Origin of the sequence: Bradyrhizobium sp. LB11.1 (genome assembly GCF_040549385.1) — a bacterium.
In the GTDB taxonomy this organism is placed as follows: Bacteria; Pseudomonadota; Alphaproteobacteria; order Rhizobiales; family Xanthobacteraceae; genus Bradyrhizobium.
Window position 1 is genome coordinate 20,695 of sequence record NZ_JBEPTH010000021.1, and the last position, 23,932, is coordinate 44,626.

General features: G+C 65.1%; 15 protein-coding genes and 1 pseudogene. 10 read left to right on the forward strand and 6 right to left on the reverse strand.

Features of this window, described 5'->3' with window-relative positions; genetic code table 11:
* The first annotated feature begins 28 nt into the window (after window positions 1-28).
* Window positions 29-955, forward strand: coding sequence for a c-type cytochrome (locus ABIA96_RS33305; protein WP_354141155.1), 927 nt, complete (start codon window positions 29-31; stop codon window positions 953-955).
* 45 nt (window positions 956-1,000) lie between these two features.
* Here the strand turns inward: ABIA96_RS33305 and ABIA96_RS33310 are convergent, their stop codons facing one another.
* Both ABIA96_RS33310 and ABIA96_RS33315 read right to left on the reverse strand, forming a co-directional pair.
* On the reverse strand, window positions 1,001-1,246 hold the full coding sequence (locus ABIA96_RS33310) for an Lrp/AsnC ligand binding domain-containing protein (RefSeq protein WP_015684892.1): 246 nt from the start codon (window positions 1,244-1,246) through the stop codon (window positions 1,001-1,003).
* A 114-nt stretch (window positions 1,247-1,360) separates the two neighbouring features.
* Window positions 1,361-3,340 carry an ATP-binding protein gene (locus ABIA96_RS33315; RefSeq protein WP_354141156.1) on the reverse strand — a complete coding sequence of 660 codons (1,980 nt, stop codon included), beginning with the start codon at window positions 3,338-3,340 and terminating at the stop codon, window positions 1,361-1,363.
* Between the two features lie 304 nt (window positions 3,341-3,644).
* Between ABIA96_RS33315 and ABIA96_RS33320 the strand changes: the two genes are divergently transcribed.
* The 5 genes from ABIA96_RS33320 to ABIA96_RS33340 all read left to right on the forward strand — a co-directional run bounded on the left by ABIA96_RS33320 (window position 3,645) and on the right by ABIA96_RS33340 (window position 10,919).
* Window positions 3,645-6,905: an adenylate/guanylate cyclase domain-containing protein gene (locus ABIA96_RS33320; protein WP_354141157.1), complete on the forward strand. Its 3,261-nt coding sequence runs from the start codon at window positions 3,645-3,647 to the stop codon at window positions 6,903-6,905.
* Window positions 6,906-6,961: 56 nt separating this feature from the next.
* Window positions 6,962-7,762, forward strand: a complete 801-nt coding sequence (gene thiD, locus ABIA96_RS33325; RefSeq protein ID WP_354141158.1) for a bifunctional hydroxymethylpyrimidine kinase/phosphomethylpyrimidine kinase — start codon at window positions 6,962-6,964, stop codon at window positions 7,760-7,762.
* 212 nt (window positions 7,763-7,974) lie between these two features.
* Entirely contained in the window at window positions 7,975-8,787 is an 813-nt protein-coding gene (locus tag ABIA96_RS33330) for a UDP-2,3-diacylglucosamine diphosphatase (protein WP_354141159.1), read from the forward strand.
* A gap of 13 nt (window positions 8,788-8,800) precedes the next feature.
* A complete protein-coding gene (locus ABIA96_RS33335; protein ID WP_354141160.1) occupies window positions 8,801-9,874 on the forward strand; it encodes a glycosyltransferase family 4 protein in 1,074 nt (357 codons plus the stop codon).
* 61 nt (window positions 9,875-9,935) lie between these two features.
* Entirely contained in the window at window positions 9,936-10,919 is a 984-nt protein-coding gene (locus tag ABIA96_RS33340; protein ID WP_354141161.1) for a threonine/serine dehydratase family protein, read from the forward strand.
* A gap of 66 nt (window positions 10,920-10,985) precedes the next feature.
* Here the strand turns inward: ABIA96_RS33340 and ABIA96_RS33345 are convergent.
* Together ABIA96_RS33345 and ABIA96_RS33350 are read right to left on the reverse strand one after the other, a co-directional pair.
* Window positions 10,986-11,183: pseudogene (locus tag ABIA96_RS33345) on the reverse strand (caspase family protein); the annotation flags it as partial.
* Window positions 11,184-11,218: 35 nt separating this feature from the next.
* Window positions 11,219-12,574, reverse strand: coding sequence for a hypothetical protein (locus ABIA96_RS33350; RefSeq protein ID WP_354141162.1), 1,356 nt, complete (start codon window positions 12,572-12,574; stop codon window positions 11,219-11,221).
* A 75-nt stretch (window positions 12,575-12,649) separates the two neighbouring features.
* Between ABIA96_RS33350 and ABIA96_RS33355 the strand changes: the two genes are divergently transcribed.
* Complete coding sequence (locus tag ABIA96_RS33355) at window positions 12,650-13,846, forward strand: MFS transporter (protein WP_354141163.1); 1,197 nt, start codon at window positions 12,650-12,652, stop codon at window positions 13,844-13,846.
* On the opposite strand, the gene dgcA is transcribed toward ABIA96_RS33355, so the two are convergent.
* Window positions 13,816-14,811, reverse strand: a complete 996-nt coding sequence (gene dgcA, locus ABIA96_RS33360; protein WP_354141164.1) for an N-acetyl-D-Glu racemase DgcA — start codon at window positions 14,809-14,811, stop codon at window positions 13,816-13,818. The two genes, ABIA96_RS33355 and dgcA, sit on opposite strands and share 31 nt — an antisense overlap.
* A gap of 134 nt (window positions 14,812-14,945) precedes the next feature.
* On the opposite strand from dgcA, the gene ABIA96_RS33365 reads away from it, so the two are divergent.
* Genes ABIA96_RS33365 through ABIA96_RS33375 form a run of 3 tightly spaced genes read left to right on the forward strand, consistent with a single transcriptional unit; the run spans window position 14,946 to window position 17,762 of the window.
* Window positions 14,946-16,079: an MlaE family ABC transporter permease gene (locus ABIA96_RS33365; RefSeq protein ID WP_354141165.1), complete on the forward strand. Its 1,134-nt coding sequence runs from the start codon at window positions 14,946-14,948 to the stop codon at window positions 16,077-16,079.
* Window positions 16,080-16,081: 2 nt separating this feature from the next.
* The gene (locus ABIA96_RS33370) at window positions 16,082-16,864 is read left to right on the forward strand and encodes an ABC transporter ATP-binding protein (RefSeq protein WP_354141166.1); all 783 of its coding nucleotides are present in this window, start codon (window positions 16,082-16,084) and stop codon (window positions 16,862-16,864) included.
* Window positions 16,865-16,880: 16 nt separating this feature from the next.
* Window positions 16,881-17,762 carry an MlaD family protein gene (locus ABIA96_RS33375; protein WP_354141167.1) on the forward strand — a complete coding sequence of 294 codons (882 nt, stop codon included), beginning with the start codon at window positions 16,881-16,883 and terminating at the stop codon, window positions 17,760-17,762.
* 379 nt (window positions 17,763-18,141) lie between these two features.
* Here ABIA96_RS33375 and ABIA96_RS33380 read toward each other — a convergent pair whose 3' ends face one another.
* Window positions 18,142-23,781, reverse strand: coding sequence for an apolipoprotein A-IV repeat region-like domain-containing protein (locus ABIA96_RS33380; RefSeq protein ID WP_354141168.1), 5,640 nt, complete (start codon window positions 23,779-23,781; stop codon window positions 18,142-18,144).
* Window positions 23,782-23,932: the final 151 nt, after the last annotated feature.

The window sequence follows — 23,932 nt, forward strand, 5'->3', positions numbered from 1 at the left end:
AATTCGTCCGAGCCCGATGGGATCCTCCATGCTGCGACGAACAATTTATGTCATTCTGATTACCGCCGTCGCAGCCTTAGCCATCTACTGGTGGCTGACCGCGCCGACCGCGCTCGCCCTGCCGGCGCCGACGCGCGGGCCTGATCTCGCCAATGGGCAGGAGCTGTTCAATGCCGGCGGCTGCTCGTCCTGCCATGCCGTGCCCAACCAGCCCGACCGCCTGCGGCTCGGCGGCGGCCTGGCGCTTGGCTCGCCGTTCGGGACATTCTATGCCCCGAATATTTCGCCTGATGCCGCCGACGGCATCGGCCGCTGGAGCGAGGCCGATTTTGTCAACGCGGTGATGCGCGGCATCTCGCCCGAGGGTACGCACTACTTCCCGGCGTTTCCCTACACTTCCTATCACATTGCGAAGGTCGACGACGTCCGCGATCTCTTTGCGTACCTGAAAACGCTGCCGCCCGTGTCCGGCCGCGTGCGCGACCACGATCTGCCGTTTCCCTTCAACATCCGCCGCAATGTCGGCATCTGGAAATTGCTGTTCATGGATGTCAGGCCGTTCATGCCGGATGCAAAGCGTTCCGCGCAGTGGAATCGCGGTGCCTATCTCGTCAACGGTTTTGGACATTGCGCCGAGTGCCACAGCCCGCGCAATTTTCTCGGTGGCGTCATCACCGCGCAACGCTTCGCCGGCGGCCCCAATCTCGAAGGCGAGGGCTGGGTGCCGAACATCACGCAGAAGGGTTTAGGTAGCTGGAGCGAGAAGGATATTGCCGACTTCCTCGAGACCGGCGACATGCCCGAAGGCGACAGCGCATCGGGCTCGATGCGGCCGGTGATCAAGAACCTCGCGCAGCTCAAGCCCGAGGATCGCGCCGCGATGGCCGCCTATCTGAAGTCGCTGCCGCCGATCGACGGCCCGACGCCGCCCAAACGCAAGGAGGGTGGCGGCTGAAGCAGGCCAACTGCGCAACATCGCGGCTTGCGCCAATCGCGCCTGCTATTTGGCCCCAAACGCCTTGAAGGTGATGATGGTGAGCGTGTCCTGGATGCCGGGCAGCACCTGCACCTTCTCGTTGATGAAGTGGCCGATGTCGGTGTCGTTGTCGACATAGAACTTCACCAGCAAATCGTAATGGCCGGCCGTGGAGTAGATCTCTGAGGCGATCTCGGCTTCGGCAAGCGCATTGGCGACCGTATAGGACTGGCCAAGCTTGCATTTGATCTGGACGAAGAAAGGAACCATTGCAGTCACTCCGAAGGCATATCTGGCCGCCAGTATAGGCCAAAATCGGCCGGATCTGGCAAGCGGACTTGCCGGGGCGCGGGAGTAAGCCCGCGCGCAAATACCGGTTTTGCCCTACGAAATCACCGTCACCGCGGCGAATGCGTCCCTGAGCCGCTGGGCGAGCTCGGCCTTGCGATAGGGCTTGGTCAGCACGACGGCCTGCGCCTGCGCGCGGCCCTGCTCGACCAGGGTCTCCAACGCATAGCCGGAGGTGAACAGCACCGGCAGGCCGGGTCGAATCCGCCGGGCCTGATCGGCGAGCTCCCAGCCGCTCATCCCGCCGGGCATGACGATATCGGTGAACAGCATGTCGATGCCGGCATCGGTGCGCAGCCGTTGCAGGGCCTCCTGGCCGTTGACGGCGGCGACGACGCGATAGCCGAGCGCTTCCACCCGGAGGATGACCGAGGAGCGCACGAACGGATCGTCCTCGGCGATCAGGATGGTCTCGTGGCCGCGCGGCGCGGCCTCTTCGCTCTCCAGCACGTCGGCCGGCGATTGTCCGCCGCCGGCGCGCGGCAGGTAGATACGGACCGTCGTGCCCAGGCCCTGTTCGCTATAGATCGAGACATGGCCGTCGGATTGTTTTGCGAAGCCATAAACCATGCTGAGACCGAGCCCTGAGCCCTTGCCGACCTCCTTGGTGGTGAAGAACGGCTCGAACGCGCGCTCGATGACCTCTGGCGTCATGCCTTCGCCATCGTCGGTGATGGAAATCAGCGCGTAGGCGCCGGATGCTACTTCCGGGTGCAGGGCGCGATAATCCTGGTCGATCCCGGCGAGCTCCGTGCTCAGCGTCAGATGTCCGCCGGATGGCATGGCGTCCTGCGCGTTGAGCGCAAGGTTCAGCACCGCGGATTCGAGCTGGGCGCGGTCGGCAAAGGCCTGGATGGTGTCAGGACCGAACGCCGTCTTGATCTCGATGTTTTCGCGCAAGGTGCGCTTGAGCAGCTTGAGCATGGACCCCAGCAGCTCACGGCAATCGATCGCTTTTGGCTGGAGCAATTGGCGGCGGCTGAATGCCAGCAGTCGTTGCGTCAGCTCCGCGCCGCGTTCGCCGGACTCGCAGATGTCGTCGGCAAATTGTCGCAAATCGGGCTGCGCCTTGAGTTGTTCGCTGAGAAGCTCGGCGTTGCCGATGATGACAGTGAGGAGATTGTTGAAGTCATGGGCGATGCCGCCGGAAAGCTGGCCGACAGTCTCCATCTTTTGCGCTTGCTGGAGCTGCTGCTCGGTCAGCTTGCGCGCGGTCAGATCGTGAACAATGCCGACATAAATCAGCTCGCCGTCTTGCCAGGCTTGGCCCACCGACAGATCCATCGGAAAGCTCGATCCGTCCTTCCGCAGGCCTACGGTTTCCCCGGTTGCGAAACGTGGCGCATGACCAAGGGATGAGGGCCTCTCTTTGTCGGACATCAGCATGCCGATGTCGAGATTCATGACCTCGTTGGCAAGATATCCGAACAGCCGTTCGCAGGCGGGGTTGAACAGGAGGATGCGGGCTTGCGCGTCGAACAGGATGACGCCGTCGACCGCGGTCTCGACGACCGCGGTGAGGCGCGCGACACTTTCGCGCATCGCGCGCTGGGCGTCCCCGACCTGCCGGAGCAGCAGCGTCGCGTCCCGGCTCTTGATCTCCTCCTCCTCGAGTGCGGCCTGAACCTTCTGCAACTCGAACGGGGAGGGAATCGTCAGGATCTTTGGCAGGAGCGGCCATAGCGCGGTCGCCGTGAAGATCGACGCAACCGCGGTCGCAGCCTTGACCAGACCCTCGATGCCGTAGACCGGGACCCAGAGCGTGTAGATCGACAGCACATGCGTCAGGCCGCAGGCCATGATGAAGATCGCGAACGCCCAGTAGACCCACCCGAACTGGAGGTCGCGCCGCTTGGTGACGAGAATGGTGAGAGCGAACGGGATCGAGAAATAGGCCGCGGCGATGATGGCGTCGGAGGCGACGTGGAGCCAGATCAGCTCGGGCTCCCACAACAGGCAGATGCCGTGCGGTGAAAGCATCGACGAATCGAGGAGACGTTCGAAAAAGGCCCACATGGTCGGTTCCCGAGAGGTGCAGGCCGGGGCGGCCCGCAAGATGGCATCGCTAGCGAATCTACCAACATTTCACCCATCTGGATGGGTACGCCAAGGCCGGGCGATGCCCAGGTCATATTTCACTGGATGTGCACGCTTGCGGGACGACAAGGCGATGCAGGACCTGATTCGCCGGTACGAGACCGGCGGGGCTGCGAAACACGGCTGCGGTAGGCCCTGGCGCCCTCGTTCATCGGGATTGGTCGGGTTGCGCTGTTCCCCATAATCCGGCTTGATCCTAAGGCAGCGTGACGTCGAGAATCGGATGCGGCAGGTTGAAGAATGGCTGGAGAAGTTGGGCATGTCTGCCTACGCCCGGCGATTCCTCGACAATCATGTCGATATTTCCGTTCTCCGGGATCTGAACGATCAGGACCTCAGGGAACTCGGGGTCGTCCTTGGCGATCGCAAGAAAATACTGCGCGCGATCCGTGAATTGCATGCTCCCGGGGACATCGCGTCCCCTGCCGCCTCGGCAGAATCGCCTCTCGATTCCGCGGAGCGGCGCCAGCTGACGGTCATGTTTTGCGATCTCGTCGGCTCGACGGCGCTGTCCACGCAGCTCGATCCGGAGGATCTGCGGAAGATCATCGGTGCATACCACCGGACCTGCGCGGCCGTCGTCGAACGACATGGCGGGTTCGTCGCTAAATATATGGGCGACGGCGTGCTCGTGTATTTCGGCTACCCGAGGGCTCACGAACATGATGCCGAACATGCTGCCGAGGCCGCGCTTGCCCTGATCGGCGCGGTCGCCAAACTCGACACGGCAGTTCCGGGGCCGCTGGAGATACGCGTCGGGATCGCAACGGGACTCGTCGTCGTCGGAGACATCGTTGGATCCGGAGAAGCGCAAGAACGCGGTGTCGTTGGCGAGACGCCGAACCTTGCGGCTCGACTGCAGGCGATCGCAAAGCCTGGAATGGTCGTTATCGCCGACGCTACGCGGCGGTTGCTCGGTGATCTCTTCCAATTGACGAGCCTCGGTGCACAAGATCTCAAGGGTCTCGCCGGTCCCGTTCAAGCCTGGGCCGTGGAGTGCATGAACAGCACCGAGAGCCGCTTCGACGCGTTGCATGGTCGCGGGCTGGGAGCCCTTGTCGCACGTGAGCCCGAATGCGCATCGCTGCAGCGAAGCTGGTCTAAGGCGCGAGCAAGCCAGGGCCAGATCGTTCTCATTTCCGGGGAAGCAGGTATCGGTAAATCACGTCTGGTAACGGCCATTTTGGACCAAGCCAACGCGGACGCACCGACGCAGCTACGCTATCACTGCTCTCCCCAGCATACCAATACTGCCCTTCATCCAATCGTTAAGCAGATGGAACGGCGTGCGAACTTCGCGCGCGATGATGACACCAAGACGAGGCTCGACAAGCTTGACGCAATGCTTGGCCGTTCATCTGCGTCCGTCCTGGACAGGGCACTGCTTGCCGGCCTGCTCGAACTCGTCAATGACGGTCGTTATCCCGCAGAGAATCTGACCCCGGCTCAGCGCCGTCAGAGAGCGCTGGAAGCAATCGTGCTGGAGATCCAGAACCTGACGCGTTCTTGTCCGGTTCTCATCATATTCGAGGACCTGCACTGGATCGATCCGACCAGCCTTGAATTGCTTAGCCAGCTCATCGATGCGATCGCTGCGCTTCCCGTGTTGCTGGTTGCAACGTTTCGGACCGAATTTGTGCCACCTTGGACCGCGGGCCCCCACGTCACCGCGATGCCCCTCACTCGGCTTGATCCGCAGGAAACGGAAGCTCTGGTCAATGAGGTGATCGGAGCGGCTTCTCTTCCGGCGCCGGTGCTGAAGGAAATCATCGATCGTGCCGACGGTATACCCTTGTTTGTCGAGGAGATGACCAAGGCGGTACTGGAGGCGGGTACCGAAGCGCGAATGGCCGGCGCGATCCCGGCCGCCGCAAGCGCGGTCCCGGCCACGCTGCACGCGTCGCTGATGGCCCGGCTGGACAGGCTTGGTCCGGCCAAGGAAGTGGCTCAAATGGCGGCCGCGATTGGTCGCGAGTTCAGCCATGCGTTGTTGGCCTCGATCGCGCCAGTTGCCGATCCCGAGCTCGGTCGCTCGCTCGACCGTCTCGTTGCGGCGGGCCTGCTGTTCCGCCAGGGCGAGCCACCCCATGCAAATTATCTGTTCAATCATGCTCTTATCCAGGAAGCCGCCTACGGAACGCTCCTGCGTGAAAAGCGCCGCGCGCTTCATGCAGCGCTGGCCCAATCGATCGAACTGGATTTCGCAGATATCGCCGACGGTCAACCGGAGGTGCTGGCCCGGCATTGCAGCGAAGCCGGCCAGCTCGAAAAGGCCGCAAGCGTATGGAGCAAGGCAGGACGGCGCTCTCTTTCAAGATCGGCGCTGGTCGAGGCGGCGGAGCAGCTTTCGCGCGCGCTCAACTTGATCGCTGCGTTGCCCGAGACCGCGGTGCTGCGACGCGAGCGGATCACGCTGCAGATCGAGCTTGCCAATGCCCTGATCCATACGAAGGGCCATGCTGCCCCCGAGACCCGGGCGGTCTTTGCGCAGGCACGCGCGTTGGTGCAGCAGGCGGAGAGCCTGGGCGAGGAGACGGACGATCCCCTCGTGCTCTTTGCGGTGCTGTATGGCTTCTGGGTTGCCAGCCGCATGTCGTTCCAGGCCGAGGTAACCCGGGAGCTCGCGGCCCAATTCCAGACGCTCGCCGAGCAGCGTAAGGCAGAAACACCCTTGGTGCTCGGACATCTGTTGATGGGAATTTCACTCGTGCTCGCCGGGGACTTTACTTCCGGATTCGTTGAACTCGATCGAGTCGAGGTTCTCTACGATCGCGCCAGGCATCGTTCGCTCGCGACGCGGTTCGGCCACGACATCCTCGTGTCCGGCTTGTCGTGGCGAGCCCTGTCGAACTGGGCGCTCGGTCGCGCCGACGCAGCAAAGGCTGACGCTGAGCACGCGCTGAGGGAAGCACGCGAGTTCGGGCATGCCGCCAGCTTGATGTATGCACTTGCTCACGTGTCGCTTACGCTCATCCAGCTCGGGCAGCTCGCGGCAGTGGCTGCACTCGCTGACGAACTTGTGCAGCTGGCGGAAGAAAAGAGATCAATTTTCTGGAAAGCTTACGGCATGCTGCTTCGCGGCCGCGGGCTCTCCCTTGAGGGGAACGACAGTGCGGCCGCCGACTTGATCGAAGCGGGCATTTCGGCGATGAGATCCACCGGCGCAACAGCCTATGCGCCGTGGTATCTCAGTGCTTTGGCCGCAGCCTATGCCCGGAGCGGGCGGGCCGAAGCCGGACAGCGACTTGTCGAAAACGCATTGGCAAGGATCAGCGAAAGCGGCGAAAGCTGGCACGAGCCCGAGGCCTATTGCATTGCTGCAGAGGTGGAGCTGGCCCTCGTTCCGCCAAACACCGCTCGAGCGAGAACTCATTTCGAGCGAGCGCTCGTTGTTGCGAGAATACAGATGGCCAAGCCCTTCGAGCTCAGGGCAGCCGAAGGTTTGAAGTCTCTCGCTCCATCCGAACCAAATATTCGGCTATAAGTACGTGCTCTAGGACAGATCATGGCCATGTTTTCTTCAAGCAAGTGTACCCTGCGATGACCACGCCAGTGGCGCTCACCGTTGCCGGCTCGGATTCGAGCGGCGGGGCCGGCATTCAGGCCGACCTGAAGACCTTTGCCGCGCTCGGCGTCTATGGCGCGTCCGCAATCACGGCGCTGACGGCGCAGAACACCCAAGGCGTCACCGGCATTCACGCGGTGCCCGCCGAATTCGTCACCGCGCAGATCGACGCGGTGTTCTCGGATCTCGACGTCGGCGCGGTGAAGATCGGCATGGTGGCCCAAGCCGAGAGCATCGATGCGATTGCTTCGGCGCTGGCGCGCTGGAAGCCTGGCCATGTCGTGCTTGATCCCGTGATGGTCGCAACCTCCGGCGATCGCCTGCTAGCCGCAGAAGCCGTCGACGCCTTGCGCACGAAGCTGATGCGGCTTGCTTCGGTGATCACGCCCAATCTGCCGGAGGCGGCTGCACTGCTGGATGAGCCGGTCGCGCGCAGCGAGGCCGAGATCGAAAGCCAGGGGCGTCGTCTGCTTGGGCTGGGCTGCCGCGCAGTCCTGATCAAGGGCGGGCACGGCGAGGGCAGTCAGAGCATCGACTATCTCGTCAGTGCCGACAACACGATTGCGCTCGCCGCGTCGCGCGTCGCAACCCGCAACACCCATGGCACCGGGTGCTCGCTGTCCTCGGCGGTGGCGGCGGGCCTTGCCAAGGGCGAGGATCTCGAGACGGCCGTGCGCAATGCCAAGAGCTGGATCAGCGCGGCGATCGCGGCCGCCGATCGCTTCAGCGTTGGACACGGCCACGGGCCGATCCATCATTTCCACAAGTTTTACTGACGCGGGCTCCGCGCCGCGCCATTCATTCCGGCATTCCAATGAGGCCGCGGTTCCGGCGTCTTGCGGACAATCATTGCCGTTTCATGTCGCCGGATTGTCGCATGCGACTGCTATTCGCGGGGAGGGCGAGGCAAGGTCTGATTCGTATCTGAGGGTGCCTCAAAGGTTCAATCGTCATCCCCCTGTCACGGGATATTGTTACAGGCTGTCGCATGGGAAGTTACGATGTGAGTGACGAGAGCCCGGAGCGGCGCTTTCGCACGTTGTTCATCTCCGACGTTCATCTCGGAGCCCGCGGCTCGCAAGCCGACCTTTTGCTGGACTTCCTGCGCTACCACGATGCCGACACCATCTATCTCGTCGGCGACATCGTCGATGGCTGGGCGCTGAAATCGAGCTGGCACTGGCCGCAATCGCATAACGACCTGGTGCAGAAGCTGCTGCGCAAGGCGCGCAAGGGCGCCAAGGTCATTTACGTGCCCGGCAATCACGACGAGTTCCTGCGCAATTATTACGGCACGCATTTCGGCGGCATCGACGTCGTCGAGAACACTGTTCACACCGGCGTGGACGGCAAGCGCTATCTCGTCATCCACGGCGACATCTTCGACCTCGTGGTTCAGAACGCACGCTGGCTCGCCCATCTCGGCGACAAGGCCTACGACTTCGCGATCCAGATGAATCGCTTCGTCAACTTCTTCCGCCGCATGTTCAAGGTGCCTTACTGGTCGCTGTCGCAATGGGCCAAGCAGAAGGTCAAGAACGCCGTTAATTACATCGGCGCGTTCGAGCAGGCGCTCGCCGCCGAAGCGCGGCGCCATAACGCCGACGGCGTGATCTGCGGCCACATCCACTACGCCGTGATCCGCGACGAGAACGGCATTCGCTACATGAATTGCGGCGACTGGGTCGAGAGCTGCACTGCGCTCGTCGAACACGACGACGGCCGTTTCGAGATCATCACCTGGGCGGATCATGTGCAAAAGCCGGCGGAAGTCCCGCAGGTGGCAGCAAGAGCTGCCTAACGAAAGCCGTTTGATGCGCATCCTGGTCGCGACTGATGCCTGGCACCCGCAAGTCAACGGTGTGGTTCGGACGCTGACCAAGCTCGCTGACGCCGCCAAGACGCTTCGCGTCGAAGGTCTTGGCTTCGAAGGTTTTGGCGTCGAGTTCACATTCCTGACGCCGCAATCGTTCCGCACCTTTGCGATGCCGAGCTATCGCGGCGTGCGGCTCGCCATGCCGCGTCCGGCGCGCATCGCAAAGTTGATCGAGGAAGCGCGGCCCGACAGCATTCACATCGCGACGGAAGGGCCGATCGGTCTAATGGTCCGCCGCTACTGCCGGCAGCGCAAGCTGCCGTTCACGACCAGCTTCCACACCCGCTTTCCCGAATATGTCCGTGCCAGGGTGCCGGTTCCGGAATCCCTGATCTGGCGGGCGCTGCGGCGTTTCCACAGCTCGAGCCGGGCCGTAATGGCGGCAACGCCTGCGCTGGCCCGGGAGCTCGCCGAGCGCGGTTTCGACAATGTCGTGCTGTGGCCGCGCGGCGTCGACACGCATTTGTTCCACCCACGGGCCGTCGACCTCTGCCTGCCGGCCCCGGTGTTTCTCTCGGTCGGCCGGGTCGCGGTGGAGAAGAATCTCGAAGCGTTCCTCGACCTCGATCTGCCCGGCACCAAGGTGATCGTCGGCGACGGGCCGGCGCGCAACGCGCTGGAAGAGGCTTATCCCGACGCGATTTTCCTCGGCGAAAAACACGGCGAGGAGCTGGCCGACATCTATGCGGCGGCCGACGTCTTCGTGTTTCCGAGCAAGACCGACACGTTCGGCCTGGTCCTGCTCGAGGCGCTAGCGAGCGGCCTGCCGGTCGCGGCCTTCCCGGTGAAGGGGCCGCGCGACGTCATCGGCGATGCGCCGGTCGGCGCGATGGACCATGATCTGCGCAATGCCTGTTTCGCCGCGCTCGAGATTTCGCGGCCGGCCTGCGTCGAATTTGCTTCCAAGTACACCTGGGAGGCCTCGGCCCGGGCGTTCGTCGACAGCATTTCGGCGGTCGGCGCGGTACTCCCCGGTCGGGCTGGCGCGGAACAGCCGCGCTTTGTCGCCTGAACGGTAAATCCTCTCGCGGAGGTGTCTTGCCCGGGCATTGCCGACCGCGATAACATCGGACATGACCGAACAGCCTCTTCCGATCGGCCCTGCCGATATCGATGCCGCAGCGCGCGTGCTCGCGCCCTTCGCCGTCCGCACGCCGTTGCTGTCCTTTCCCGTGCTCAACGAGCGCGTTGGCGCAAAGGTCTTTCTGAAGCCGGAGATGCTCCAGCGCACCGGCTCCTTCAAGTTCCGCGGCGCCTTCAACAAGGTGTTCTCGATCCCGCAGGACAAGCGCGCCGGCGGCGTCGTCGCGTTCTCCTCCGGCAACCATGCCCAGGGCGTGGCGGCGGCGGCAAAAATCCTCGCCATGCAGGCGACCATCGTGATGCCGGCGGACGCGCCGCTGTCGAAGCGCGAGCGCACCAAATCCTATGGCGCCGAGGTTGTGCTCTACGATCGCGACCGCGACGACCGCGAGGCGATCTCGCGTAGCATCGCCGAGAAGCGCGGCGCGACGCTGGTCCGGCCCTATGACGATCCCTTCGTGATTGCAGGGCAGGGTACCGCCGGCCGCGAGATCGCGGAGGACATGGCAACTCTCGGTCTCTCACCCGACATCGTGGTGGCGCCGGCCTCCGGCGGCGGCCTGATCGCGGGCGTCGCGACGGCCGTGAAGGCGCGCTATCCGCAAGCCGAGATCGTGGTGGCCGAGCCCGAGGCATTCGACGATCACGGCCTGTCATTGACCGCAGGCCATCGCGAGCCGCACCCGCCGGCGGGCCGCACCATCTGCGATGCGCTGATGGCGCTGATCCCCGGTGAGATGACCTTTGCGATCAACAGCAAGCTGCTCGCGCGCGGCGTGACCGCGTCGGACAAGGAAGTCGGCGCGGCCGTCGCCTTTGCCTATCGCGAGCTGAAGCTCGTGGTCGAGCCGGGCGGCGCGGTGGGTCTTGCAGCGTTGCTTGCCGGGCGTCTCGACGTCGCGGGCAAGAACGTGGTCATTGTGCTCTCCGGCGGCAATGTCGACGCCGATCTGTTCGCCGAGCTGGTGGCCTGATCATCTGACATGAAGAAGGGGCAGTGCGTTGCCGCTCTGCCCCTTTGCCGTGTGCGATCGTCGCGATCAGTTCACGAAGCCGCGGCGGTTGTTGCCGCCGTTCTTGTTTGACTGGTTCATCGACTGACGGACATTGTTGCCGCCGCCATTTCCCATCGCTTTGAACTGCGGCCGGCTGTTCTGGACCTGCACCTTGTTCACCGGGTTGTTGTTGAGTTTTACGCCGTTGTTGATGCGGATCGGATTGTTCTGGGCCTGAATGTTCGGGCCGGGAGGAGTCGTCAGCCGCGACGGCCAGTCTACGAGAAGAACGCGATCTTCTCGGCCTGGGTCATGCGGCGGATCGGCGCCATCGCGTCGTTGGCGGCGGGGCGGGGCTTTTGCAGGATGCCGCTGGCCAGGATCGTGGCGCCAAGTGAGGGGTCGGGCAGGGGGGACGGCATCGGCAGCGTCGCGGTCGGTGCTGCGCCGAATGTTGCTGCGGCCGTCATCGCGAGGGCCGGCTGCTCCATCACTTCGGCGGCGGCTTCGGCAATGGCATCGGTGAGGCGCGCGAGCGATTCCATCGCGATCGGGGCTTCGGCAAGCGGCTGCTCGACAACCCGCTCCTCCAAGGGAGGTGCGATCGGCGCCTCCGTTGCGACCGGCTCCGCGATCTCCGCGACCATTGGCTCCGGCATCGGTTCGGGAATAGCCGCTTCCATTTCCATGGGCTCGATGATCTCGTCGAACTCCGGATCGGGCGCGGCCATCTCCATTGCGATCCGCGCGAGCACGGCGTCGTCTTCGGCCTCCGCGGCGGCATCGAGCGAGAACTCGTCGGTGCTTTCGGTAACGGCTGCAGGATCGGCGACGCCATCCTCGACCGCAGCAAAGCTCTCTTCGACGGTGCTCGCGGCGATCTCAGGCTCGATCGCGACGTCCATCACCGCGTCCTCGGCGATGCCGCTCACGTCTGCTGTCGCCTCGGGCTCGGGAGCGATCTCCGGTGGCGTCTCCGTAAATGCCACAGGTGCTTCGCTCGCCGCCGGAGCCGGCACTTCTGCCATGGGCGCTTCCGCCACGGGCGTCGCTGGCGCCGGAGCAGGCCGCACGGAGCATTGCGACGCTGCGATGCCGCCAACATCCGTCTGCTCGACCCGGTCCTTGAGCAGATCGAAGGCGGCCTTGAGGTCGGCGCGCGGGTCGATAGTCGAAATCTGGGCGCAGGCCGCTTCGATCGATGCGAGCTGCGAATCAATCAGGTCGCAGATTCGCCCGTCGGCGCCGATCTCGCGCCAGCGCCAGGAGATCTCCTTGATGATGCGCACGCCGCGCGGGATTGCCGCGAGGCTCGCTTCGATCGCGCCCGGATCGAGCGCCTTGGCGACGGACGCTTCGGTGTCCTCGACCGCGCGGCGGATCGCGACCAACGCTTCAGGCAGGCGGTCCTCGACGACAGGTTGTCGCTGTGCCGCAAGGGTTTCTTCGATTTTCGCAACCGCGTCGAGCACCATGCTGGTGTCGGCATTGCGGTTGCGCTTGGCGTATTCGCCGAGGAACCAGCGGCCGCGCGCGGTCTCCATGAAGGCTTCGCTGATCGCGTCGTAATCCTGCTCGTTCGGCTCGGCCGCGCGGGCAGACATAGGCGAGAGGGCGAATGCTTCGTTGGCCATGACAATCTCGTCGCGCAAATCACTACGCGTTACTGTAACGATCACCACGATATCGACCGAATCGCAATTGGTTTGATGGCAGGCGAATCACAAATCCCCATCGCGACACCCGTCAAGCGGCGATTCGCCGTGCGTCTCGCGCTGTTTTACTCGGCCGTGTTCGCCGTGTCGGGCACGCATCTGCCCTTCTTCCCGGTCTGGCTCAAGGCGGTCGGCGTCGATGCGGCCTGGATCGGGATCATCAACGCGCTGCCGTCGCTCACGCGCTTCACCACACTGCCGCAGATCACCGCCTTTGCCGAAAAGCGACACGCGATTCGCGCCGGCATCATGATCTCGGTGCTGGCCACCGCGATCGGCCTTGCGGCCCTCGGCTTGCAGCAACAGCCGCTGGCGCTGTTCCTGATCTACGCTCTCACCTGCGTGATGTGGACGCCGACGACGCCGCTCACCGACGCCTATGCACTGCGCGGCGTCGCGCGTTACGGGCTCGACTACGGACCTTTGCGGCTGTGGGGTTCGGCGGCCTTCGCGGCCGGCTCGCTGGCCTGCGGCTACCTCGTGGACAGCATCGCAGCGCGCAACCTGATCTGGATCATCGTCGCATGGGCGGTGGTCGCGGTGCTCGCCAGCATGCTGCTTCAGCCGCTCGACGATGCCAGGCGCAAGACGACGGAGACCCCGGCCGGCAAGGCCTTGTTGCGCGATGGCGGCTTCTGGGCCGTGATCGCCTCGGCTGCGCTGATCCAGGGCAGTCACGCCGCCTATTACATATTCTCCGCCATCAACTGGCAGATCCAGGGTCTGAGCGGGCTGACCATCGCGGGGCTGTGGACGCTGGGTGTGATCGCCGAGATCGTCGTGTTCGCGCTGTCGCCGCGCTTCTCGCTGCATCCGTCATCGCTGATGGCGATCGGCGGCGTCAGCGCGGTGCTGCGCTGGATCGTCACGGCGCAGGAGCCGTCGCTGGCGCTGCTCGCGATCGCGCAGCTCGGTCACGGCCTCTCCTTCGGGATGACTGTTGTCGGCACCATGAATCTGCTTGTGCAGCGCGTGCCGTCGCATCAAATCGCGCGCGGGCAGGGCTACCTCGCAGCGTGCAGCGGATTGTTGGGCGCGGTGACCTCGATCGCCTCAGGCGCGATCTACGCCCGCATCGGCGACAGCCTCTATTATGTCATGGCCGCGATGGCCGCTGCGGGCGCGATTGTCATCTGGTCGGCGCGGCATCGGCTCAAGGCTTATCCCCACAGCGAAGAGTCCGGCGGATAGACCAGGCTGTCGTCATAACGCAGTCCATGATCGCGATCTCGCGCCAGTAGCAAGGGGCCGTCGAGATCGACGAAGCGCGCTTGCGGGGTCACCAGCATGGCGGGCGCCATCGACAGCGAGGTCGCGACCATGCAGCCGATCATGATCTCGAAGCCGAGCGCCTGCGCGGCATCGGCCATGGCGAGCGCCTCGGTGAGGCCGCCGGTCTTGTCGAGCTTGATGTTCACGGCGTCGTAGCGCGCGCGCAAGGGCGCCAGCGAGTTGCGATCGTGCACGCTCTCGTCAGCGCAGACCGTGAGCGGTCGCTTGATCCGCGCCAGCGCGTCGTCCTTGCCGGCCGGAAGCGGCTGCTCGACCAGGGTGACGCCGACGGCCGCGCAGGCCGCGAGATTGTGCTGGAGGTTGGCCTCGGTCCAGGCTTCGTTGGCATCGACGATCAGCTCGGACTCAGGTGCCGCCTTGCGTATGGCCGCAATCCGCTCGGGATCGCCGTCGCCGCCGAGCTTGATCTTGAGCAGCGGCCGGTGCGCCGCTTTCGCGGTCGCTGCCGCCATGGCGTCCGGCGTGCCGAGTGATATCGTGTAGGCGGTGGTGCGCTCACCCGGCACCGGGCGGTCAAGCAGGTTCCAGGCCCGCCGGCCGGCCGCCTTGGCCTCGAGGTCGATCAGGGCGCAATCCAGCGCATTGCGGGCGGCTCCAGGCGGCATGGCGGCCTGGAGGGCTTGCCGCGTCAGTCCGCCCGCCACGGCCGACTGCATGGCCTGGATCGCGGCCAGTGTCGCTTCGGGCGTCTCGCCATAGCGGGGATAGGGGACGCATTCGCCACGGCCGGTCAGGCCATTTTGGCTCACTTCAGCCACAACGGTTATGGCTTCGGTCTTGGCGCCCCGGCTGATGGTGAAACTGCCGGCGATGGGAAACCGCTCGATTCGGGCGGCGAGGGCCGGAACTTTGCTGGAAGTCATTTTGAACTCTGGCGAAATCTGAACCTGCTGGTTACCTCTAGCAACTAACATTAACCAGTTGGGGATACCTATTCTGGGTAAGGGCGCGTGCGCAACGATTTGATTTCCTCCGCCCAAGTACGGGAGCGGACACCTTGAGCGGCGATCCGAAGCTGGAACGGATTGCCAAAGGCAACGCGCTGGCCCTCTGCGCTACCGGAACCTGGACTGCGAGCTTCGCGCCGGTCCTGGAGCGGATGGTGGCCGACGCCGAGAAGCTCGCCGGCGGCCCCCAAAGCATCTTCATCGACGTCTCCGAGGTCGCCAAGCTCGACACGTTCGGCGCCTGGCTGATCGAGCGGCTGCGCCGCAGCCTCACCCAAGGCGCTGTAGAGGCGCAGATCGCGGGGCTGTCCGCCAATTATTCGAGCCTCGTCGACGAGGTGCGCCGGGTCCGGGCGACCCCCGTCATCGACAGCAGCACGATCACCATCACCGGCATGCTGGAGCAGATCGGCCGCGCCGTGGCCGGCGTCGGCGGGACGGTTGCCGGCCTGATGGACATGCTCGGCGCGGTGCTCGCGGCGAGTGCGCGCACGCTGATCCACCCACGCTCGTTTCGTCTGACCTCGACCGTGCATCATCTCGAGCAGGTCTGCTGGCGCGCGGTGCCGATCGTGGTGCTGATCACCTTCCTGATCGGCTGCATCATCGCCCAGCAGGGCATTTTCCATTTCCGCCGCTTCGGCGCCGACATCTTCGTCGTCGACATGCTGGGCGTGCTGGTCTTGCGCGAGATCGGCGTGCTGCTGGTCGCGATCATGGTCGCAGGCCGCTCGGGCAGCGCCTATACCGCCGAGCTCGGCTCGATGAAGATGCGCGAAGAGATCGATGCGCTGCGCACCATGGGCTTCGACCCGATCGAGGTTCTGGTGCTGCCGCGGATGCTCGCGCTGGTGCTGGCGCTGCCGATCCTCGCCTTCCTCGGCGCCATGGCCGCGCTCTATGGCGGCGGGCTCGTCGCCTGGCTCTATGGCGGCGTCGATCCCGAAGCGTTTCTGTTGCGCCTGCGCGACGCCATCTCGATCGATCATTTCATCGTCGGCATCGTGAAAGCGCCCGTCATGGCTGCGGTGATCGGCATCGTCGCCTGCGTCGAGGGCCTCGCGGTGCAGGGCAGCGCGGAATCGCTCGGACAGCACACGACCGCGTCCGTGGTGAAGGGCATCTTCTTCGTCATCGTGATGGACGGCGTGTTCGCCATCTTTTTCGCGTCGATCGGAATGTGACGATGGCGCAAGAAGCGCAAAACGCGATTCAAAACCCCATCATCCGCGTTCGCGACATCACCGTGCAGTTCGGCGCGACGCGCGTGCTCGACGGCCTCAACCTCGACGTCAAGCGCGGCGAAATTTTGGGATTTGTCGGCCCGTCGGGCGCGGGCAAGTCGGTGCTGACGCGGACCATCATCGGCCTGGTGCCGAAGGTCGCGGGCTCGATCGAGGTGTTCGGCGTCGATCTCGATTCCTCCAACACTTTGCAGCGCCGCAATGTCGAGCGGCGCTGGGGCGTGCTGTTCCAGCAGGGCGCGCTGTTCTCCTCGCTCACGGTGCGGCAGAACATCCAGTTTCCGATGCGCGAGTACTTACGAGTCTCGCAGCGGCTGATGGACGAGATCACGATGGCGAAGCTCGCCATGGTCGGCCTCAAGCCTGAGGTGGCCGAGCGTTTCCCCTCGGAACTCTCAGGCGGCATGATCAAGCGCGTCGCGCTGGCCCGCGCGTTGTCGCTCGATCCCGATCTCGTCTTCCTGGACGAGCCGACCTCCGGCCTCGATCCGATCGGCGCCGGCGACTTCGACGAGCTGGTCAGGACGCTGCAGCGTACTTTGGGACTGACCGTTTTCATGGTAACCCACGACCTCGACAGCCTTTACACAGCTTGCGACCGGATCGCCGTTTTAGGGAACGGTAAGATCATTGCGGCAGGGTCGATCGCCGACATGCAGGCCTCGCAGCATCCCTGGCTGAGGCAGTATTTCCATGGCAAGCGCGCCCGCTCGGTCGTGACTTGAGTAGCCGGAGCAGCTGATGGAAACGCGGGCGAATTACGTACTGATCGGATCCTTCACGCTGGCCGTGATCGCGGCTGCAATCGGCTTCGTGCTGTGGTTCCAGTCGCTGCATACCACCAAGCAGCGCAGCCCCTTCCGCGTCGTGTTCGAGGGCCCCGCGGCGGGCCTGCGCAACGGTGGCAGCGTCAATTTCAATGGTATCCGGGTCGGCGAGGTGGTCTCGGTGAAGCTCGACAATCCGCGGCGGGTTGTCGCACTCGCCATGATCGAGAACAACACTCCGCTCCGCAAGGACACTCTGGTCGGCCTCGAATTCCAGGGCCTGACGGGTGTAGCCGCGATCTCGCTCAAGGGCGGCGAGGAGGCGGCTCCGCCGCCGCCGCTCGCCGAGGACGGCATCCCAACGCTGACGGCCGATCCGAACAAGCTCCAGGACGTCACCGAGGCGATCCGCGGCACGCTGCAGAACATCAACAAGATCGTCGCCGACAACCAGGAATCGGTGAAGAACTCGCTAAAGAACCTGGAGATCTTCACCAACTCGCTCGCGCGCAACTCCGAGAAGATCGACGGCGTGATGGCCAAGGTCGACGGCGTCATGCTCAAGGCCGACAACCTCATGCTCGGCCTCAACTCGCTCGCTGGCGGCAAGGACGGTGGCGAGCTGTTCCTGACGGTGAAATCGATCCGCGAGCTCGCCGAGGATTTCGATAAGCGCTCCGGTGCGTTGATAACCGACGGCCGCCGCACGCTCGGCGACATCAGCCGCGCCGTGAACAATTTCGACCGCAACCCGACCCGCGTGCTGTTCGGCGCCAGCAACAGCGCACCAGCCGCCGCCCCGCCGCCGGCCGAGGCACCGAAGCCGGCGCCCGCGAACGAGCGTAGGCGGCAGTAGGGGCGGCGTTCGCGTCTCTCACCTCCGTCATTGCGAGCGAAGCGAAGCAATCCAGTCTGTCTCCGCGGGGACAGCCGGATTGCTTCGTCGCTGTGCTCCTCGCAATGACGGTTGCTGGGTCAGACCTAACTATCAGTCCCGTCATCCTGAGGTGCGAGCCGCGCGACGCAACGCGGCGCGCGAGGAGCCTCGAAGGATGAACGGCCGAGATACGCCGCCGGGCTGTCGCCCTTCGAGGCCTCCGCTACGCTCCGGCGCCTCAGGGTAACGGGATGGATTGGCGCGCGCGGCCCCCAAGCGTTCGTTTGAATAACACGCTCAAACAAAAACGGAGGCCGGGAGGCCTCCGTTTGCATTCGCTACTCGCTACTTGCGAGTGTTACCCCAACCGACCCGCCGCATGTGCGAGGAGTGTGTAGACCAGACCCGTCTCCGAGGTCAGGTGGCTGCGCAGCTCCTGCGGGCCGCGGCCGTCGCGGGCGACTTCGTCGAGCAGGCGTTCGAACTCGCCGATATAGCGGTCGACCGTGCTCTTGAAGTTGCGGTCGGCGCGATACTTGCGGGCGACCTCGTCAAAAGCCTTCTGGCCGGCGGGCGTGTAGAGGCGCTTGGTGAAGGCCTTGTTCTCGCCGCGCTGGTATCGGTCCCACATTTCGGAAGCGAGGTTGCGGTCCATCAGCCGGCCGATGTCGAGCGACAGCGATTCCAGCGGATTGCCACTGCTCTGCGGGGCCTGCGGCTGCGGGGCGGGTGCGGCCTGACGGCCGCGCGGGGTCTCACGACCGGTGGGAGCAGCCTGGTTGGCGTCCGTGCGGTTCAAGAGATCCGACAGCCAGCCGTCGCGGCCCTGGTCGTTGCCGCCAGGGGCAACCGGCGGCGCCTCGGTGCGGCGAGCGGCGGGCACGCCGAGGTCCGGCGGCGGCAGGGTCGAGGCGCTGGTGCTTTCGCGGACGCGCGTTTCGCTGCTGCGGCCGCCGACGGCCGCCATCATCGGCTCTTCCTGACGCTGCACGCTGGCGCGGCCCGTCGTGGTGACGTCGAGACCGCGGCCGTGCTGGGCGACGATGCGGTTGAGCTCGGCGAGCGCCTCGATCTGGTCGACGATCACCTTGCGCATCTGCGCGGTGCTCTCGGCGGCCTCCTGCGGCATCTCGAGCACGCCACGGCGCAGCTCGTTGCGGGTGGCTTCGAGCTCGTTGTGCATCTCGAACGCCATCTGCTTCATGCTGCCGACGAGGTTGCCGAACTTCTCGGTCGACTGCTTGAACATCGCATCCGCCTCGTCGGTGGTCTGGCGGTAGATGTCGTGCATGGCATCGATGGTCTGGCGGTGCTCCTCTTCGGAGGCCGACCGCACCGCTTCGAACTGGCGGGTGATCGCGGCGGAACCCGCACCGGCGGTCTCCGCGACCACGCGGGCAATGTCGCGGGCACGCTCTTCGGCCGCAGCGAGCGACTCATCGAGCAGCCCGGTGAAGCGCGACAGGCGCTGGTCGAGATCGGCGGTGCGCAGGTCGATGGTGGTGACGAGCGATTCCAGCGCGGCTTTGCGTTCGGCAAGCGAGGCGGTCGTGTTCTTGTTGCTCTGCTCGACGACCTGCGCGGCCTCGACGAGCGCCTTGCCGTGCGCGTCGAACTGGGTCGACAGCTCGCCAAGATCCTGCAGCGCCCGCGTGGTCTTCGTGTTGAAGACGTTGAGCTGGTCTTCCAGGTTCTGCGTCGCAGCGCCGTTGCGCGAGGTGACGTCGTTCATCGCCGAGACGAAGTCGGCGACGCGCGTCACCAGCGCCCGCTCGAGCGAGTTGAGGTTGTCGTGGGCACCGGTCAGCACCTCCTGGAGGAGGATGTTGCCTTCGCGCAGGCGCTCGAACAGGGCGACCGTGTCGGTGCGCAGGATCTTGCTGGTCTCCTGCATCTCGGTGACGGCCGCGATCGAGACCTGGCGCGACTGGTCGATCGCCGCGCGCGAGGCCGTCTCGAGGTCCTTGAGCGACCTGCCGACCGCGCTGGTCGCGATCTCGCTCGCCGAATTGATGGTGCGGGCGACTTCGTTGCCGTTGCCCATCATGGTCTGCGAGAAGGCCGTGCCGCGCGTTTCGATCGACTTCAGCGCGTCGGAGGTGACGCGGTCGATGTCGAGCGTGAGCTGGCTGGTCTTGGTGCCGATCGCATCCACGAGCGAGCCGCGCTTGGCGTCGATCATGTTCGAGAGGCGATCAGCCTGCTGCTGCACATAGGTGACGATTTCGTCGGTCTTGCCGGTCATGGCCTGGCCGAAGCTGCTGCTGGCGGCGAGCACCGAGCGCTCGACGTCGGCCGAGCTCGACTTGACCCGCGAGCTCGCCTCGTTCGAGGCATTGATCAACGCGTTCTGGGCGTTGAGCGCGCTGGTCTGGATGTCGTTGGTGGCGTTCGACGTCGCTGTGCTCAGCGCGCGCTCGATCTCCGTCGAGATCGTGCGGATCTGGCTCGCGGCATCAGCCGAGGTCGAGGTCAGCGAGGTCTGCGCCTCGCGTGCGCTGCTGAGGATCGTCGAGGCGGTGTCGGCGCCGACCGAGGTCAGCGTGCGCTCGATGTCGGTCGTCAGCGACTTGATCTGGCTTGCAGCATCCGTCGATGCCGAGATCAGCGTGCCCTGGGCCTCGCGCACGCCGCTGGTGAGCGCCTCGATGGTGGCGCCGCCGGCGGTCGCCAGCGCGCGCTGCATTTCGGCTGCGAGCGAACGGACCTGGCCGGTCTGTTCGGCCGAGAGCGCGAGCAGGGTGCTCTGCGCGTCGCGGGCACTGGTCGTGATCGTCTCGGCGGTCGACTGGCCGACCTGCGAGAGCGAGCGGTGCACCTCGGCCGCGAGCGACTTGACCTGGCTCGCCGCATCCGAGGACGCATTGACCAGCGTGCTCTGGGCCTCTCGGGCGCCACTCATGAGCGTCTCGGCCGTCGAGGTGCCTGCCATCGAGAGCGAGCGCTGCACGTCCGAGGACAGCGCCTTGATCTGGTTGGCGGTCTCGGTCGAGGCCGCGATCAGCGTGCCCTGCGCATCGCGGGCGCCGGCGGTGATCGATTCCGCCGTGCTGGTGCCGGCGAGCGACAGCGAACGCTGCACGTCGGCAGTGAGCGTCTTGACGTGGTTGGCCGCGTCCGAAGAGGCGGTGACGAGCGTGGTCTGCACCTCGCGCGCGCCGGCCAGGATCGAGGCCGCAGTGGCCGAGCCTGCCGAAGACAGCGTGCGCTCGACGTCGGCGGCGAGCCCCTTGATCTGGTTGGATGCATCGCCCGAGGCCGCGACCAGAGACGATTGCGCCTCGCGGGCGCTGGTCAGGATCGAGTTCGCTGCACCGGTGCCGACTGCGGTCAGCGCGCGCTCAACCTCGGCGGAGGTCATCTTGAGCTGGGCGTTGACGTCGGAGGAGACCGTCATCAGCGACTGCTGCGCGGTGCGCGCACCGGTCTGGATCGTCTCGCTGGTGTTGACCACGAGGTTGGTGAGCGAACGCTCGGCGTCTTCCACATGCGAGCGGATCGCGGTCGAGATCATCTCGGCGCGGGACATCATGTCCTCGCTGGCCTGACGGCCGCTGCTTTCGATACGGCCGGCGACGGCCTCGACACGCGAGCCGAGCAGGTCTTCGAACTGCGCCACGCGGACGTCGATGTCGTTGGCAACCGAACCGACCTTGGTCTCGATTGCCTGGTGGATGTCCTGGAAGCGCGCCGTGACCGTGTCGGTCAGGTGCATGGTGCGGCCGTCGATGAGATCGGCGACGCCGGTGATGCGGCGGTCGACCGCCTCGATCGCCTGCGCGGTGCCGTCCGTGAGCGTCGAGGTCAATAGCGTGAGACGGGTGTCGATCGACTGCACGGCCTGCGAGGCGCCGTTGGTCAGAGCGGTCGTCAGATAGGTGAGGCGGGTGTCGATGGATTCGAGCGCCTGCGAGGCGCCGCCGTTAAACGCCGTCGTGAGATGGGTCAAACGCGTATCGATCGAGTGGATCGTCTGCGAAGCGCCGTCAGTCAGCGTCGCGGTGAGGTGCGTCAAACGGGAGTCGATCGACTGGATCGCCTGCGCGGCACCGTCGGTCAGGGACGTGGAGAGCGTGTTCAAGCGGCCGTCGATGGTCTCGGTCACCGACTTCGCGCGGGTGTCGAACGACTGCTCGAGTGCGGCGACGCGGCCGACGAGCTGGTCGTCGAAGGTCTTGATGTGACCCTCGATGGTGCCGTCGAGGCTGGCGATCTTGCCGTTCAGCGAGTTATCGAGGTTGGTGACGCGTTCGCCGATCGTGGTCTCGAACTGCACCAGGCGCTGGTCGAGCACGGCGGTGATTGCGCCGCCGTTGGAGGTGAAGCGGGTGTCGAAATTATCGACATAGGTCTTCAGCGACTCATGGATCTCGTGGGTGCGCTGGCCCATGCGCTCGACGATGTCGCCGCCGAAGGTCTTCACGGTGCGGTCGAACTCGGAGATGTGGCGCGTGATCAGGGCACCCAGCGTGCCGGAATCGCGAGCGAACTTCTCGACCAGTTCGGAACCCTGATTCTTCACCAGTTCGTCGAACGCGCTCATCTGCAGCGACAGCGAGTCGTGCGCGGTCTCGGTTTGGCTGACGACTTTGGCGACCAGCGTGTTGACAGTGGCGTCGAGCGCCTCGCTCGCCTTGTCGCCGGAGGTCATGATCTGGCCGGCGAGGCGGTTGCCGGCGTCGTCGATCTTGGCGGAGAGGTCGTTGGAGCGCAGCTCGAGCTCGAGCAGCAGCGAGTCCGACGAATTCTTCAGGGAGTCGTGCACCTGCTCGGTGCGGTCGGAGATGCCGTCGACGATCGCCGAAGAGCGCTGCTCGAACTCGCCGGTGATGCGGTCGATGCGCTCGTTCAGCATCTCGTGGACGCGGTCGGCGAGGTCGACGAACTCGTCGTGGACATGACCGGTCTTGAAGTTGAGGCTGGTGGTCAGCCGCTCGCTGGCGTCGAGCACCGCGCGCGTTGTCTCGGCGCTGGCCTCCTCGAGGCGGTCGAGCAGGTCGCCACCGCGCTCGCCGAGCGCCAGGATCATGTTGTCGCCGGCGTGGCTCAGCGCACCGGTGATGTGGGCGCCGCGCTCTTCCAGCGCGCCGGTGATGGATTTCGCCACCTCGTCGACGCGCGAGGCGATTGCGTCCGAGATCAGCGCGATGTCGTGGCGGAGGTCGATCTGCACGCCGGAAATGGCGCTGCGAACCTGCTCGGCCTGACCGACCAGATTGTCGCGCTGATGCGCGATGTCCTGGAGCAAAGCGCGGATGCGCACTTCGTTGTCGGAATAGGCGCGCTCGAGTGCTGCGACCTCGTTGGCCACCAGCGTCTCGAGCTCGCCGGCACGCGCGATCGCGCGCTCGATGCCGTCGCCCATCGCCGCGACCTCGCGGCGGATGGCCTGGCCGACGGTGACCATGGAATCGGATGCCGAGCCTTCGGGCTCGGAGAAGCGGATCGCGACCTGGGCCATCGCCTGCGCGACCTGGCTCATCTGCTGGCCGCGCCAGACCAGGCTGGCGAGGAAGTAGAACAGCATGATCGGCGCGAAGAACATCGTGACGAGGCCGGCGATCGCCAGCACGCCGCCGCTCTCGCCCATCGAGGCCCGGATCGAGGGCAGGAAGCCGACCGTCAGCGCGGCACAGGCCGCAAGCCAGACGACGGTGAAGATGGTTGCGCCGGTGTAGATGTTGCGGGCAGGGCGGCCCGTCTGCAGCGACTGCAGCAGCTGGCCGATGGTCTCGCGGTCGTCATTGGCGGCGCGGCGCGACGAGCGCGGTTCCTCGATCGGATCGAACACGGCGCGCTCATTGGCGGCGGGGCGCGGCTCGAAGGCCGCCTCGTCGAACACGGGAGGCATCGGCGGCGCCACCGAAGGCCCCGTTTCGTTGCGCATCGATGCGTTGCGGCTGGTATCGGCGGCCGTGTCGCTGATGTTGAGGGCTTCCTGGATTGCAGAAAGCGCAACTTCTGTGGGGTCTTTGACCTTTTTGGGAGTGTTGGCCATGTTCAATCCGAGCCCTCGTTACTTGTACGCGTCCCCCCGCGAGCCCTGCGCGCTGCGCAAGCCCACAGACCGGATCATGCCGCTTGCGCGGATCTCCGAGCCATCCCCACCCGGACGGCTTGTCCGCCAATTTCCGCAACATCCTATTGGC

Coding starts and splice junctions, on each gene's coding strand:
- ABIA96_RS33305 (WP_354141155.1), top strand. CDS start 29: ATGCTGCGACGAACAATTTATGTCATTCTGATTACCGCCGTCGCAGCC.
- ABIA96_RS33310 (WP_015684892.1), bottom strand. CDS start 1,246: ATGGTTCCTTTCTTCGTCCAGATCAAATGCAAGCTTGGCCAGTCCTAT.
- ABIA96_RS33315 (WP_354141156.1), bottom strand. CDS start 3,340: ATGTGGGCCTTTTTCGAACGTCTCCTCGATTCGTCGATGCTTTCACCG.
- ABIA96_RS33320 (WP_354141157.1), top strand. CDS start 3,645: ATGCGGCAGGTTGAAGAATGGCTGGAGAAGTTGGGCATGTCTGCCTAC.
- thiD (WP_354141158.1), top strand. CDS start 6,962: ATGACCACGCCAGTGGCGCTCACCGTTGCCGGCTCGGATTCGAGCGGC.
- ABIA96_RS33330 (WP_354141159.1), top strand. CDS start 7,975: ATGGGAAGTTACGATGTGAGTGACGAGAGCCCGGAGCGGCGCTTTCGC.
- ABIA96_RS33335 (WP_354141160.1), top strand. CDS start 8,801: ATGCGCATCCTGGTCGCGACTGATGCCTGGCACCCGCAAGTCAACGGT.
- ABIA96_RS33340 (WP_354141161.1), top strand. CDS start 9,936: ATGACCGAACAGCCTCTTCCGATCGGCCCTGCCGATATCGATGCCGCA.
- ABIA96_RS33350 (WP_354141162.1), bottom strand. CDS start 12,574: ATGGCCAACGAAGCATTCGCCCTCTCGCCTATGTCTGCCCGCGCGGCC.
- ABIA96_RS33355 (WP_354141163.1), top strand. CDS start 12,650: ATGGCAGGCGAATCACAAATCCCCATCGCGACACCCGTCAAGCGGCGA.
- dgcA (WP_354141164.1), bottom strand. CDS start 14,811: ATGACTTCCAGCAAAGTTCCGGCCCTCGCCGCCCGAATCGAGCGGTTT.
- ABIA96_RS33370 (WP_354141166.1), top strand. CDS start 16,082: ATGGCGCAAGAAGCGCAAAACGCGATTCAAAACCCCATCATCCGCGTT.
- ABIA96_RS33375 (WP_354141167.1), top strand. CDS start 16,881: ATGGAAACGCGGGCGAATTACGTACTGATCGGATCCTTCACGCTGGCC.
- ABIA96_RS33380 (WP_354141168.1), bottom strand. CDS start 23,781: ATGGCCAACACTCCCAAAAAGGTCAAAGACCCCACAGAAGTTGCGCTT.